This is a genomic window from Mesorhizobium sp. B1-1-7 (assembly GCF_006442705.1).
Taxonomy (GTDB): domain Bacteria; phylum Pseudomonadota; class Alphaproteobacteria; order Rhizobiales; family Rhizobiaceae; genus Mesorhizobium; species Mesorhizobium opportunistum.
The window spans coordinates 25401-39694 of record NZ_VFWQ01000028.1 but is presented as its reverse complement, the minus strand read 5'-3'; the positions used below and the strand labels follow the sequence as shown (position 1 = coordinate 39694).

The window sequence follows — 14294 nt, the reverse complement described above, 5'->3', positions numbered from 1 at the left end:
GGCACCCTTCATCCCCGCCACGGCGGCTCCGGCGAAAAGCGCTTGGCGATCCAGTCGGCGAAGGCGCGGGTCTTGGCGGCTTGTCCCTTGGCCGAGGGCATGACGACATAGACCGCCCCTTCGTCGGCCAGCGTCCAGTCCTCCAGCACTGGCACCAGCCGTCCGTCAGCGAGCTCGCGGCCGACCAGCCAATCAGTGCTCATCATCAGGCCGACGCCTTGCACGGCGGCCTCGACCAGCACCTCGGCATCGTCGGTGACCAGCGGCCCGGAAACCTCGACGCGCGCGCGCCGGCCTTCGCGGTCCATCATCTCCCAGGCCGGGAAGGTCTGGAAGCCGGAGAAGCCCAGGCAGGAATGTTCTAGCAACGCCTGCGGTGTCCCCGGCGTGCCGCTTCGGGCGAGATAAGAGGGAGCGGCGCAGAGCAGCCGGCGCCGCGTCGCCACTTTGCGCACCACCAGACGTGAATCCTCCAGCGCGCCGAGCCGCACGGCGACGTCGAAATTCTCGGCGACCAGATCGGCGAAGCGGTTGGAGAATTCGGCCTCGATGCGGACATCGGGAAAATCGGCCAGGAATTGCGGCAGCAGCGGGCCGATCCACATGCGCCCGAAGGTGCCGGGCAGCGCCAGCCTGAGCAGGCCGCGCGGGCCGCCGCCGGCATGGGCGGAAGCCGCTGCCTCGGCCTCGTCGACCGACGCGAGGATGGCGCGCACGCGCACCAGGAATTCGGCGCCCGCTTCGGTCAGCGACACGCTGCGCGTCGTGCGATGGAGCAGCCTTACCCCCAGCCGCTCCTCCAGCGATTGCAGGCGCCGCGACAGGATGGTCGCGTCGCGGCCAACACGTGCCGCCGCCCTGGTGAAGGAGCGCGCCTCGGCGATGGCCGCGAAGGCGGCCATTTCGGCAAGGGCCGCCGGCTCGTGTGATTGATGCATTATTCGCAATACTCAAATGTAAATGGCGAGAATTATCTAGTGATAGCGCAGCAGATAGGTTCACTCAACCCATCAATCGTCACACAGGAGTGAAACCATGAAAGCCATCGAACTCAGCCAGGCCAGGCTGGACGCCTTCCGCGCCACGATCGTCGCCACCCCCGAACCGCAGCGCGGCGAGGTGTTGATCCGCCAGCGTGCGGCGAGCCTCAATTTCGTCGATGTCGCGGTGGCGAGCGGCAATTATCCCGGACCGACCTTTCCGCTCATCCCGGTCGCCGACGGCGCCGGCGAGATCGTCGCGCTGGGCGATGGCGTCACGACGTTCAGCACGGGCGATCGCGTGATCGCGCATGCCAAGCCGAACTGGATCGGCGGTCCGCCGCGGCCTTACGAAATGAGGCAGATGCGCGGCATCTCGCTGCCGGGGTCGCTGTCCGAATATGTCGCGCTGCCGGCCAATGCGCTCGTGCCGGTCCCGGCGCACCTCTCCTTCGAAGCGGCATCGACGCTGCCGATCGCCGGCACCACCGCCTGGAACGCGATCCGCGCCGCCAATGTCGGGCCCGGCTCGGTCGTCGTGCTGCTTGGTACCGGCGGCGTCTCGATCTTCACGTTGCAACTGGCGAAAGCCTTCGGCGCCACCGTCATCATCACCTCCTCGTCGGATGAGAAACTGGAGCGGGCGAAGGCACTCGGCGCCGATCATTTGATCAACTACCGAGCGACGTCAGACTGGGACGACAAGGTGCTGGAGCTGACCGGCGGCCTCGGCGCGGGCCTCGTCGTCGAGACCGGCGGCGCCGCCACCTTTGCCCGTGCGGTCAACGCCACCGCGCCCGGCGGCACGCTGTTCACCATCGGTTTTCTCACGGGCGCCGAGGTCACGGTCAATCTGCTGCCGATCATCATCAAGGCGCTGAAGGTGGTCGGCAACAACACCGGATCGGTGTCCGACCTCCGTGACGCCGCCCGTGCCATCGGTGCAGCCGGGATCGAGCCGGTCGTCGACAAGGTGTTTTCACCTGATGAAGCAACCGAAGCCTACACCCACATGGCCGCCGGCGGCCTGCATTTCGGGAAATTGGTGTTCGGGTTGGAGTGGTAGGCTGACACTGGAGGTTGGCGAGGCGGTCGAACTGGTCGATCTCCCCCGCAAGGGGGGAGATTACCCGCTTCCACCTCAGATCAGCTTCTCCAGCGTGATCGGCAAATCCCTGATCCGTTTCCCCGTCGCATGGAACACCGCATTGGCTATCGCCGGCGCGACGCCGACGATGGCCACTTCGCCGACGCCCTTGCCGCCAAGGGCCGAGGAATGCAGATCGGGGATGCCGACCGAGATCACCTCGATATCGGGAATGTCGGCGTTAGTCGGCACGAGGTAATCGGCGAGGTTGTCGTTGACGATGCGGCCGTGGCGGCGGTCGACGATGCCTTCCTCCAGCAGCGCCTGGCCAATCCCCATGATGATGCCGCCCTTCCACTGGCTTTCGGCCAGTTTCGGATTGTAGAGCCGGCCCGAATCCAGCGCCGACACCACACGCGAGACGCGCACCGTGCCGAAATCCTCGTCAACGCGCACCTCGATGAAATGTGCGCACCAGGAGTAGCGGGAATAGTCGCCTTCGGTGTGCGGCAGCGCCGTGGCGATGGTGGTGTAGTTCTTGTAGCGATCCTCGGCCGTCGAATTGGCCGGCATGGTGTCGCCGGTCGCCTCGATATGGTCGCGACCAACGCTCTTGAGCAATTCGGCGATCGAGACATCGGGGCCATCGCCGCGCGCCGAGCCGATGCGGCCGTTGCTCACCACCAGCGTGTTGGCCTGCAGCGCATGGAAGGGCGATCGCGGGTCGCTGATCGCCAGACCCACCAATTGATCGAGTGCCGAGGTCGCAGCCTTGTAGACCGCACCCGTCATGACGCCGGCCAGCCGCGAGCCGCCGGTGACGCCGGCGCGGGGGAAGCGGGAATCGCCGAGCTTCACCACCACGTCGTCGGCCGGCACGCCAACCGTCTCTGCGGCGGTCTGCGCCAGGATTGTGTAGGTGCCCTGACCCATATCGATCGAGGAGCTTTCGACCTCGACCGAACCGTTGGCCAGAATGCGCACGAGCGCCTCGCCGTAGGCGCGCCGTACCGGATAGGTGCCGGCGGCCACGCCCCAGCCGATCAGCTGGTTGCCGTCGCGCATCGAGCGCGGCTGCGGCGTGCGCCTTGCCCAGCCGAAGCGCTCCGCGCCTGCGGCAAAAGCCTCGCGCAACTGCCTTGTCGACCAGGCTTTTTTGACGTGTGGATCCTGTTCGGCGTAGTTGCGCAGCCGGATCTCCAGCGGGTCGATGCCGACCTCGTAGGCGAGTTCATCGATGGCGCTTTCTATGCCGAAGGCGCCGGGGTTCTCGCCTGGCGCGCGCATGGCGCCCGGCACCACGCTGTTGACCCGCACGACATTCTGCTTCGAAGAGAAATTCGGCGTCGCGTACATGATCGAGGTGACCGAACCCAGCGGCTCGACCCACATGCCGTCGATCGATGTTTCGTTGACGCCGCGATGCACGATGGACTGGATGACGCCGTCATGGCCGGCGCCTATCGTCACCGTCTGTCGCGTCGCGGCGCGGCCGCCATAGCCGGTGAAGGTCTGCGGCCGGGTCATCACCAGCCGCACCGGCCGGCCGAGCATCTTGGCGGCACTCGCGGCAATCGCGCCGTGGCCGAGCGCCAGCGCCTTCGAACCGAAGCCGCCGCCAACATAGGGCGAGACCAGCCGCACATTCTGGAACGGCACGCCGAACCATTCGGCATAGGTGCGGGCCATGCCGTCCAGCCACTGGCTCGGCTCCCAGACGGTCAGCTTGTCACCTTCCCAGCGCGCGATCAGGCCGTGCGGTTCCATCGGCGCCTGATATTCGCGCGGCGTGTTGTAGGCGGCGCAGATCCGCACCGGCGCCGAGGCGAAGGCGGCAGGCGCATCGCCCCATTCCTTGGTCATGGCATCGATCGGAATGCCGTCCCCGGCCTTGCCGTCGCTGAGGTCGACAATGGAAGGCGTCTCGTCATAGCTGACCTTGACCAGGGCCGCTGCCGCAACCGCCTGCTCGAAGGTTTCAGCCACCACGGCGGCGACATGCTGGCCCGAAAAGGTGATGTCGCGCGCCAGCGGGCAATAGGGCTTGTCGGGCGGCGGCGTGCCGAACCAGTCGGACGCGGTCCTGAGGCTGATAATGGTGTCCGGCGTCAGCACCTTGAGCACGCCCGGCGCTGCCTCGGCCTCCGCTGTCTCGATCGAACGCACCTTGCCGGAAGCAATCGTGCTTTCGACCAGCGCGGCATATGCGAGGCCTTCGAGCTGCTGCTCGACGGCGTATTTGGCCGCACCGGTGATCTTGGCCGGGCCGTCGACACGCGACAGCCGGCCGCCAACGGCTTGCGCCAGCGTTCCGTCCGAGGCGTCACCATGTCGGATGTTGTGAACCGTCATGCCGTCTCTCCCAATTTGAAGATGGCCCGGGCGACGACACGCGGCGCGAGCTCGATCTTATAGTGGTTGGCGCCATGGTCGACGGCGCCGTCAACGGCGAGCCGGCTGGCGGCGCGGACGGCGTCCGGCTCCAGCGCCTTGCCTTTCAATACGTCTTCGACGGCCCGCGCCCGCCATGGTTTGGCCGCGACACCGCCGAGCGCGACGCGCAGGTCACGGATGGTACGGCCATCCGCCTCGAACTCGATGCCGACAGCGGCGCTCGCGGCGGCGAATTCATAGGATTGCCGGTCGCGGATCTTCAGGTAGGTCGAGCGGCGGGCGGCGGCGGAACCGGGGATCTCGATGGCGGTGATCATTTCGCCCGGTTCGATCGCGTGCTCCCTGTCCGGCGTGCTGCCAGGCAGCAGGAAAAAGTCGTCGACCGGGATGCGCCGATCGCCGAGATGGACCGTCGCGTCGAACGCGACCAGCGCTGTGGCGAGATCGCCGGGGTACATGGCGATGCAGGCGTCGCTTGTGCCGAGCACGGCATGTCCCCTGGTGACGCCGCCGATCGCCGAACAGCCGCTGCCGGGTTGCCGCTTGTTGCAGGCCGGAAAATTGGCGGGATCGCGGAAATAGGGGCAGCGCGTGCGCTGCATCAGATTGCCGCCAATGGTCGCCATGTTGCGGATCTGCGCCGAGGCTGCCTGCCACAGCGCTTCGGAGATGGCCGGGAAGCGGCTTTTGATCCCGGCATGGTCGGCGACATGGCCCATGCGGGCCAGCGCCCCGATGGTGGCGCCGCGCTCGTCGACTTCGATCCGGTCCAGTCCCTTGAGATGGGTGATGTCGACCAGCATGTCCGGCTCGGCAACGCCGCATTTGGCGAGGTCGATCAGCGTGGTGCCGCCAGCCAGCAGCATAGCGCCGGGCAGGGCGGCCGCCTGGCGTGCGGCGTCAGCCGAAGCGGCGCGGAGATAGGAAAAATTCCTCATGATGCGGCCTCCAGGGCTGCCTGGCGCACGGCGGCGACGATGTGCGGGTAGGCGCCGCAACGGCAGAGATTGCCGGCCATGTATTCGCGGATCTCTTCATCCGAGCCGGCATGGCCTTCGCGGATGCAGGCCACCGCCGACATGATCTGGCCAGGCGTGCAATAACCGCACTGGAAGGCATCCTGTTCGAGGAAGGCAGCTTGCACGGGATGCAGTTCGCCCTCCCGTGCAAGCCCCTCTATGGTGGTGACGGTGCGGCCCTCGGCCTGGGCTGCCAATGTGAGGCAGGCCAGCACGCGCTCTCCGTCGATGTGCACGGTGCAGGCGCCGCACTGGCCGTGGTCGCAGCCTTTCTTGGTGCCGGTCAGGCCAAGGCGGTCGCGCAAGGCGTCGAGCAGCGTCACGCGCGGTTCGAGCTGCAACTCGTGGCGATGGCCGTTGATATCGAGATGGACGGGGACTTTCGTCATGGGCGTCTGGCTCCAGTTGCTTGACGCGGATGGGATTGGGATAGGGCAGGTGAGGGCCGGACGGCTTCCGGCCCTGTCGCTGCGCTGTCGTTTCTGGTGCGCGTCGTTCGGAAGGGGATCGGCTTCCGAACGACGCGCACGCTGGTCACCTCAGAGCAGGTCCTCCAGCCGGATCGGAAAGCGCCGGGCCCGCACGCCGGTTGCATGCCAGACCGCATTGGCGACGGCACCGGCCGTGCCGGTGATGCCGATTTCGCCGACGCCTTTGATGCCGAGCGCATTGACGTGGGGATCGTGTTCGTGGACCAGCAGCGCCTCGACCGACGGTACGTCGGCATTCACCGGCACATGGTATTCGGCGAGGTTGGCATTCTGGATCCGGCCCGAGCGCCTGTCGGTAACGGCTTCCTCATGCAGCGCGAAGGAAACGCCCCAGATCATACCGCCGTAATACTGGCTGCGCACCAGCCGCGGGTTGATGACCCGTCCGGCGGCGAATGCACCGACCAGCCGGGTGACGCGGATCTGGCCGAAATCGGGGTCGATTTTGACCTCGGCGAACACCGCGCCATGTGCGTGCTTGGCATAGGCCTCCTGCGAAGCCGGATCCGGAGCACCCTTGCCATGGCCTTCGACCTCGGAGAGGCCCGCGCGGGTAAGGATCTCGGCATAGGTCTCGCTGCGGCTTTCGTCCTCGCGCCGATAAAGCCGTCCGCCGCGCGCCAGCAAACCTTCATTACCGGCGCCGAACAGCGGCGAGCGCTCGTCACCGGTGGCAAGATCGGCAAGCCTTGCGATGACGGCGGCGCCCGCATTGTGGATCGCCATCCCGGCTGTCGCCGTGTGGCCGGAGCCGCCGGCAATGCCGGCATTGGGAAGATCGGAGCTGCCGGCCTTGAACTCGACCCGGTCGATGTCGAGCCCCAATCCGTCGGCGGCGATCTGGGCAAAGGCGGTCCATGCGCCTTGCCCCATGTCCTGGGCGCCGGTCTCCATCAGGCCGCTGCCGTCGCTTCTCAGCACGGCGCGGGCCTCGGCCTGGAACATGATGGCGGGAAACGTGGCCGTGCCCATACCCCAGCCGACGAGGAAACCGTCCGCGTCGCGCATCCGGCGCGGTTGAAGCGGGCGGCTTGCCCAGCCGAACGCCTCGGCCGCCTGTTGGTAGCATTCGCGCAGCGCTTTGGAGGAGAACGGCTTGCCCGTCATCGGCTCGATTTCGGCATAGTTCTTGAGCCGGAATTCCAGCGGGTCCATGCCGCAGGCATGCGCGGCCTCGTCGATGGCGCTCTCCAGCGCGATCGAACCGGTGGCTTCGCCGGGAGCCCGCATGAACAGCGGCGTGCCGGTGTCGAGCCGCACGGCATCGTGCGAGGTGGCGATGGCCGGACTGGCATAGAGTGTATGCGAAGCGTCGGCGGCCGGTTCGAAGAAATCGTCAAACGTGCTCGATGTGGTCCTGGCGTGATGGGAGATCGCGGTCAGTTGGCCGTCGCCGTCCATGCCCATACGCAAGGTTTGGCGGGTCGGGGCGCGATGGCCGACGGGGCCGTACATCTGCTCGCGCCGCAGCACCAGCTTGACCGGACGGCCGACGAGGCGTGCCGCCAGGATGCCGAGCACCTGCGGCCCGGAAATCATGCCTTTGGAGCCGAAGCCGCCACCAAGGAAAGGGCTGCGGATATGGATATTTTGCGGTGCGATGCCGAACAGGCCGGCGATGCGGCCCTGCGCCATGGCAAGGCCCTGGCTCGGCGTGTCTATCGACAGGCGGTCGCCATCCCAGGCGGCCACGATCGCGTGCGGCTCCATGGCGTTGTGGTATTGAGCCGGTGTTTCGTAGGTCGCCTCGATCCGCGTCGTTGCCGATTTCAGGCCGGCATCGACATCGCCCTTCTGCTGCACCGCAGGGCCGCCGACGCCGACACCGCGGGGTACGAAGCTTTCAGCTCCGTCGAGACCGACGCGCGCGGGCAGCGCTTCATAGCGCGGCGACAGTAGCGCGGCTCCTTCGGTCGCTGCTTCAAGGGTTTCGGCGATCACCACGGCAATGCTCTGGTTGGGATAGCGGACCTGGTCGTTCTGCAGCAGGTCGAGCCGGAACATGAAGGGATTGTCCTTGGCATCCGGATCGATGGCGAGGGCCGGGCGGTTGCGTGGCGTCATCACCTCGACCACGCCCGAATGCGCCTTGGCCGCCTCGATATCCAGCGCGACGACGCGGCCGCGCGCGATGCTGCTGACGGCCAGCACTGCATAGAGCATGCCGGGCGGATGGTTGTCGGCGGCATAGCGCGCGGTGCCGGTGACTTTCAGAAATCCGTCGAGGCGGGTCAGCGGCTGGCCGATGCTGGAGCCGTGCCGGGTATGGGCGGGTTGCTGGTTGAGGTTGAGTTCAAGCGTCATGGCGCGCTCCGGGGATGGAGGAAAAAGGGGAGGCAGGCAGGGCCGGCAGCCGTTCGGGCGTTCCTGCCCGTGCCGACGTCAGCGCCCTGACGACAATGCGCCGGGCAAGTTCGATCTTGAACGCATTGTCGCCGGACGGGCTGGCGTCGGCCAACGCGGCATCGGCGGCGCGAACGAAGCTCGCCTCGTCGGCATCGGTGCCGAGCAGGGCGGCTTCCGCCGAACGCGCCCGCCACGGCTTGGCGGCCACACCCCCCAGCGCCAGCCTTGCACCGCGGATCTTGCCACCATCGATGACGAGCGCCGCGGCGGCCGAGACGACGGCGAAGGCATAGGAGGTGCGTTCACGCACTTTCAGGTAGCGCGCATTGGCGCGGAAGGAGGCGGCCTCCGCCGGCAGCCGCACCGCCACGACCAGATCGCCGGGCTCCAGCGGATTCTCCAACTGCGGCGTCTCGCCGGGAAGCCGGTGGAATTCCTCCAGCGTGACGTGGCGCCGGCCCGCCTTGCCCTCGATCTCGACCACGGCGTCGAGTGCCACCAGCGGCACGCAGAAGTCCGACGGGTGCGTGGCGATGCAGGCATCGCTCCAGCCAAGCACGGCGTGCAGGCGGTTCTCACCGCCCAACGCATCGCAGCCGGCGCCCGGCTCGCGCTTGTTGCAGGCACTGGCAGTGTCATAAAAATAGCTGCAGCGCGTCCGTTGCAGCAGATTGCCGCCGACGGTGGCGGCATTGCGAAGCTGCGCCGAGGCCCCCGAAAGCAACGCTTCGGCCACTGCGGGATAGGCGCTGGCGAACGCCGCGTCATGGGCCAGGTCGGCATTGCGGATGAGCGCGCCGATGCGCAGGCCGCCGTCGTCCAGCCGTTCGATGCGATTGAGCTCCGGCAGTCGAGTGATGTCGACGATGCGCTCGGGGCTGGTGATGCCGCCCTTCATCAGGTCGAGTAGATTGGTGCCGCCGGCGAGATAGGACGAACCTGGCTCGGCCGCCGCCGCGATGGCGTCGGAAATGGTGGTGGGCCTGATATAGTCGAAGTCTCTCATGCCGCGGTCCTCCGGTTGGTTCTGGCAAGTTGCTCCTGGGCTTCCAGGATGGCCTCCACGATGCCGCCATACGCCGCGCAGCGGCAGATGTTGCCGCTCAGCCCCTCGCGAATGCGCTCGGGATCGTCGCCTGCCTGTCCTTCGGCGATCAGGCCGAGCGTGCTCATGATCTGGCCGGGCGTGCAGAACCCACACTGGAAGCCATCATGGGCGATGAAGGCGGCCTGCACCGGATGCAGTTCTTCACCGTTCGCGACGCCTTCGATCGTCAAGACGTCGGCGCCGTCATGGCTGACCGCCAGCGCCAGGCAGGAGTTTATGCGCTTGCCGTCGACCAGCACCGTGCAGGCGCCGCACTGGCCGCGGTCGCAACCCTTCTTGGTGCCGGTGAGGTCAAGCCGCTCCCGCAACAGGTCGAGCAGCGTTACGCGTGGATCGACCTCCAGTTCGTGTCGGTGTCCGTTGATGGTGAGCGTGATGGGAAGGCTGGTCATTGACCTCTGGCTCCAGTGCTTAGGTCGGGAATTGAACTGGCGCCTTGCCGGGAAGGGCAAGGTACCTCGTGGTCAGATGCTGGTGATGAAAGCAGAGACGAAGACGGTTCTCTCGCACGCAGGGGAGATGTCGGCTTGCAGGCTGGAAAGACGTGACATACCCATTCCCCTGATTATATGATAAAGGTACTCCACTAAAACGGAGGTGCCTCCGTTTATTACGTGGGGGCTGGCCCGGCCGGGTTCAAGCCCCCATATTTGATCCGTGGAGAAAAAATTGGCCGTCGAGCCGTCAGCACTCGCCGAAACGAAGACCGCCGCGGAGGCCAAGCCGCTGCGCGCGGATGCCCAGCGAAACCGCGACCGGCTGGTCGAGACGGCGGCGGCGCTGTTTGCCGAGCGCGGCATCGATGCCTCGCTGGAGGAGATCGCACGCCGCGCCGGGGTCGGCATCGGCACGCTCTACCGGCATTTCCCAACGCGCGAACACCTGGTCGAGGTGGTCTACCGTCGTGAAGCGGAGGCGCTTTGTGCCGCTGCCGGGGAGCTTGCGGCAAGATATCCGTCCGATGTCGCGCTGGAAGAATGGATGCGGCGCTTCGTCGACTACATCGCGACCAAGCGCGGCCTGGCGACCAGCCTGCGCATTCTCTTCACCACCAATTCAACATTGTTTTCCGACACGTCGGGGCGGATATCGCAGGCCTTGCGGCAACTGGTCGAGGCGGCGGTGGCCGACGGCACTATCCGCGGCGACGTCGATGCCTCCGACGTCCTGCACGCGCTGGGTGGCATCTATTCCGCACCCGATACACCGGAGTGGCGCGACCGCTCGTGGCGGCTGGTCAAACTGCTGATGGACGGCTTGCGGTTCGGGGCGGGGAAATCCGCCAAAGCCTGATGGTCGAACGATTGGCCCGGCGACCGGTAAAGCCAAGCCGGGCATGCCCGTCAGCCATTGCAGGACCAAGTCGCGCACCGCGCTTGCATCTGAGTGCGAGCGGTTGTTAAAATCCTCACATTTCAGGCGACCAACAGGCCCAACGCATGACTGCTCGCAAAGCGCAAAGGACGGCCCGGCTGATCCACCTTTTGTCGGAACGGCGGGTTATCCATCTGAGCGAAGCGGCAACGCTCCTCGGCGTCTCCGAAATGACAGTGCGGCGCGACATCGCCAACAACCAGGGGCAGATCGCCTATCTCGGCGGGCACATATTGGCCGCGGCCGAGATCGAGGCCGATATTCCCTACGAACTGGCGACCGCGGCCGACAGCCATGCGGCGGCGAAGCGCGAAGCCTGCCTGCACGCGGTGCGCAAGATACGGCCCGACGAGACGATCTTCATCGACTGCGGCACGACGCTGATCCACCTGATCGACCTCATTCCCGACAATTATCAAATAACGGCAATATGTTACGCGATGAATATCGCGGAGCGCCTGAGCCGCAAGCCCAATGTGACGATCATCATGCTGGGCGGTGTTTATCACCCCGCGTCGGCATCTTTCTCGGGCACGCATGATTTCGACATTTTGAAGAGCGTCGGTATCAACGCAGCCTTCCTGTCGGCCGCCGGCGTCGATGCCAAGCGCGGCGCCACTTGCGAGCATTTCCACGAGGCGGTGGTGAAGCAGAAGGTGATGAGCCTTGCGCGCGAGAACTATCTCGTCATCGACTCGAGCAAGATCGGCAAGCTCAAGCGCGCCTTCTTCTCAGCCATGGACGGCTTCGACGCCATAGTCACCGAGCATGGCGAAGTCGGACCGGATTCATTTCAGCCACAGCCTGACTCCATTTGACATTTCCCCAGCCTGATGGAAAAGTCACAAAAAAAGTAAGATAAGTCTCAAAAGAGATATCGTCGGGTAGGGGACGCTTCAAAGGGAGGAAGTGCGGGCGTCATGATCGAACCGGGTTCGACTGCGATGATGTCCGAAATCCCCTTGCTGCGCGTCGAGGGCGTCAGGAAGCGGTTCGGCGGCGTCAATGCGCTGCGCGGCGTCAGTCTGGAAATCCGGTCCGGTGAAGTGCACGCCCTGCTCGGCGAAAACGGGGCCGGCAAATCGACGCTGATCAAGATCCTGAGCGGTGTGCACGTGCATGATGGCGGTTCGATCGAAATCGACGGCAAGCCTGTCTCGTTCGCTTCGCCCGCCCAGTCGCGCGATGCCGGCGTGGCGGTCGTCTACCAGGATCTGAGCCTGGTCGAGTCGCTGTCGGTTGCCGACAATCTGCTCTTGGGACGAGAGCCGAAGACGCGGCTTGGCTTCCTGAAGAAGCGGCAGCTGGTGGCGCAGGCCGAAGCCTTCCTCAAATCGCAGAACATCCCGCTCGACGCCCGCGCCATGGTCGGCTCGCTGCCCTTTGCCTATCGCCAGATGACCGAGATCGCCAAGGCGCTGATGGGCGATGTCCGCCTGCTCATTCTGGACGAGCCGACCTCGGCGCTGACCGACGATGAAGAGAAGATCCTTTTCGAGGCGATCCGGGCGGTAGCGGCGCGCGGCGTCGGGGTGATCTATGTCACGCATCGCCTCAACGAAGTGTTCCGGATTTCGAGCCGGGTGACGGTCTTCCGTGACGGACAGAACGCCGGAACCTTCGTCACGGCGCAAACCACTATGCGGCAATTGGTCGGTGCGATTGTCGGGCCCGATCACGCCGTCCTGAAGGCTGAGGGCACGGCATCAGCGCAAAGCGTGCCGTCATCGGCCGGTCCATCTCAAAAGCCAGTGCTCGAATTGACCGACGTCAGCAACGACCGGCTGGACCGCGTCGATCTCGAGCTGCGCGGTGGCGAGATTCACGGCCTCGCCGGCCTGATCGGCAGCGGACGCACCGAAATCCTGCAGACCATCTTCGGCCTGCGGTCCATTCAGTCCGGCGAAGCCAGGCTGGAGGGTGTTTCGCTTGCTGGAACCGATCCGGCGGCGGCAATAAGGCGAGGCATCGCGCTGGTGCCGGAGGACCGGCATGTCCAGGGCCTTTTGCTCGGACATTCGATCGAGCGCAACCTCGTGCTGCCAAGGCTGCGGGAGTTCTCCCGCCTCGGTTGGCTGCAGCGCCGGTCCTCCAGTGAGCGCGCCAATGCCGCGATGCGCCGGCTGGCCGTCAAGGCCCCCAACGCATCGACCACGGTGAAGAACCTGTCCGGCGGCAACCAGCAGAAGGTCGTGTTCGGCAAATGGAACGAGCCGCGGCCGCGGGTGCTGTTGCTCGACGAGCCGACGGTCGGTGTCGATGTCGGCGCGCGCGAGGAGATTTATGGCGTCATTCGTGCCGCGGCCGCCGCGGGCAGTGGCGTTCTTTTGGTGTCTTCGGATCTCTCCGAACTGCTGCAGCTTTGCGACCGCATCTCGATCGTCGTCGATGGCCACATCGCCAGGACGATTGGGCGGCAGGAATTCGGCAGCGCCGAGGATCTCCATCACCTCATTCAACTTTCGCAGCCATCGGAAGAGCACGCGGCATGACCGATACCCAAAGCCCGGCAAAGGCACCAATGGCAAGGGGCGCCTACAACCAAGCGGGCGGTCGCTCGGCGCTGCAGCATCTGCTTCAGGGCGAGCGTCCCTACATGCTCTACGTCGCCTTCGCCGTCCTGCTGATCGTCTTCAGCCTGGCATCGCCCTGGTTCCTGTCGATCGACAATTTTCTCAACATCGGCCGGCAGACGACGCTGGTCTCGATCATCGCGGTGGGCATGACATTCGTCATCATCTCCCGGCAGATCGACCTGTCGGTCGCCTCGACGCTGGCGCTTTCGGGCATGAGCGCGTCGCTGGCCATGGCTTTCCTGGCCAACAATTGGGTCGTCGGCGCCGTCGCGGGGCTGGGCACCGGCGCGCTGATCGGGCTGATCAACGGTGTCTTGACCACCCGCCTCGAAATCCCGTCCTTCCTGGTGACATTGGGCACGTTGAGCGCTGCGCGCGGCCTGGCGCTGATGGTCACCAACACCAAGCCGGTCATCATCACCAACGAATACTATTTCGCGATCTTCGGTGAAGGCTCGGTGCTTGGTATCCCAGCGCCGATCCTGTGGACGCTTGGCGTCACCGTGGCCGGCATCCTGCTCTTGCACTACAGCGTCTACGGACGGCGCGTCTACGCGGCGGGCGGCAATCCGACGGCCGCACTCTATTCCGGGGTCCACATCAAGCAAGTCACCACGCTGGCCTTCGTGCTGACCGGAACGCTCGCCGGACTGGCATCGCTGATCCTGTCGGCGCGCTCGCACGCGGCGCGGCCAGATGTCGTGCAAGGCATGGAGCTCGATGTCATCGCTTCGGTCATCCTTGGCGGCTGCAGCCTGTTCGGCGGCCGCGGCTTCGTGCTCGGTACGCTGCTCGGCAGTCTGATCATCGGCACACTCAACAATGGGCTGGTGCTGCTCGGCGTCAGTTCGTCGCTGCAACTCGTCATCAAGGGAGCAATCATCGTCGCCGCGGTCGCGTTCACGAGGAGGTAAGGCGC

The 14294-nt window shown here is 65.7% G+C and carries 12 protein-coding genes; 5 read left to right on the top strand and 7 right to left on the bottom strand.

Annotated elements, in window-relative coordinates:
* Positions 1 to 8 precede the first annotated feature (8 nt).
* The gene (locus tag FJ978_RS30960) at positions 9 to 938 is read right to left on the bottom strand and encodes a LysR family transcriptional regulator (protein ID WP_140576566.1); all 930 of its coding nucleotides are present in this window, start codon (positions 936 to 938) and stop codon (positions 9 to 11) included.
* 97 nt (positions 939 to 1035) lie between these two features.
* Between FJ978_RS30960 and FJ978_RS30955 the strand changes: the two genes are divergently transcribed.
* The gene (locus tag FJ978_RS30955) at positions 1036 to 2046 is read left to right on the top strand and encodes an NAD(P)-dependent alcohol dehydrogenase (RefSeq protein ID WP_140576564.1); all 1011 of its coding nucleotides are present in this window, start codon (positions 1036 to 1038) and stop codon (positions 2044 to 2046) included.
* Positions 2047 to 2121: 75 nt separating this feature from the next.
* On the opposite strand, the gene FJ978_RS30950 is transcribed toward FJ978_RS30955, so the two are convergent.
* The 6 genes from FJ978_RS30950 to FJ978_RS30925 form a co-directional block, all read right to left on the bottom strand.
* Positions 2122 to 4419, bottom strand: coding sequence for a xanthine dehydrogenase family protein molybdopterin-binding subunit (locus FJ978_RS30950; RefSeq protein ID WP_140576563.1), 2298 nt, complete (start codon positions 4417 to 4419; stop codon positions 2122 to 2124).
* A complete protein-coding gene (locus FJ978_RS30945) occupies positions 4416 to 5399 on the bottom strand; it encodes a xanthine dehydrogenase family protein subunit M (RefSeq protein WP_140576561.1) in 984 nt (327 codons plus the stop codon). The genes FJ978_RS30950 and FJ978_RS30945 overlap by 4 nt, the downstream gene beginning before the upstream one ends.
* Positions 5396 to 5869: a (2Fe-2S)-binding protein gene (locus tag FJ978_RS30940; RefSeq protein WP_140576560.1), complete on the bottom strand. Its 474-nt coding sequence runs from the start codon at positions 5867 to 5869 to the stop codon at positions 5396 to 5398. Before FJ978_RS30940 ends, FJ978_RS30945 begins: the two co-directional genes overlap by 4 nt.
* Before the next feature lie 150 nt (positions 5870 to 6019).
* Positions 6020 to 8275 carry a xanthine dehydrogenase family protein molybdopterin-binding subunit gene (locus FJ978_RS30935; RefSeq protein WP_140576558.1) on the bottom strand — a complete coding sequence of 752 codons (2256 nt, stop codon included), beginning with the start codon at positions 8273 to 8275 and terminating at the stop codon, positions 6020 to 6022.
* Complete coding sequence (locus tag FJ978_RS30930; protein ID WP_140576557.1) at positions 8265 to 9323, bottom strand: xanthine dehydrogenase family protein subunit M; 1059 nt, start codon at positions 9321 to 9323, stop codon at positions 8265 to 8267. The genes FJ978_RS30935 and FJ978_RS30930 overlap by 11 nt, the downstream gene beginning before the upstream one ends.
* Positions 9320 to 9817, bottom strand: a complete 498-nt coding sequence (locus FJ978_RS30925) for a (2Fe-2S)-binding protein (protein WP_140576555.1) — start codon at positions 9815 to 9817, stop codon at positions 9320 to 9322. The genes FJ978_RS30930 and FJ978_RS30925 overlap by 4 nt, the downstream gene beginning before the upstream one ends.
* 277 nt (positions 9818 to 10094) lie before the next feature.
* Between FJ978_RS30925 and FJ978_RS30920 the strand changes: the two genes are divergently transcribed.
* The 4 genes from FJ978_RS30920 (at position 10095) to FJ978_RS30905 (ending at position 14289) form a co-directional block, all read left to right on the top strand.
* Positions 10095 to 10718 (top strand): TetR family transcriptional regulator, encoded by a 624-nt coding sequence (locus FJ978_RS30920; RefSeq protein ID WP_013894407.1) that lies wholly within the window; start codon positions 10095 to 10097, stop codon positions 10716 to 10718.
* A 146-nt stretch (positions 10719 to 10864) separates the two neighbouring features.
* Positions 10865 to 11617, top strand: coding sequence for a DeoR/GlpR family DNA-binding transcription regulator (locus tag FJ978_RS30915; RefSeq protein ID WP_013894408.1), 753 nt, complete (start codon positions 10865 to 10867; stop codon positions 11615 to 11617).
* Positions 11618 to 11719: 102 nt separating this feature from the next.
* The gene (locus tag FJ978_RS30910) at positions 11720 to 13291 is read left to right on the top strand and encodes a sugar ABC transporter ATP-binding protein (protein WP_140576554.1); all 1572 of its coding nucleotides are present in this window, start codon (positions 11720 to 11722) and stop codon (positions 13289 to 13291) included.
* A complete protein-coding gene (locus FJ978_RS30905; protein WP_140576552.1) occupies positions 13288 to 14289 on the top strand; it encodes an ABC transporter permease in 1002 nt (333 codons plus the stop codon). Before FJ978_RS30910 ends, FJ978_RS30905 begins: the two co-directional genes overlap by 4 nt.
* Positions 14290 to 14294 lie beyond the last annotated feature (5 nt).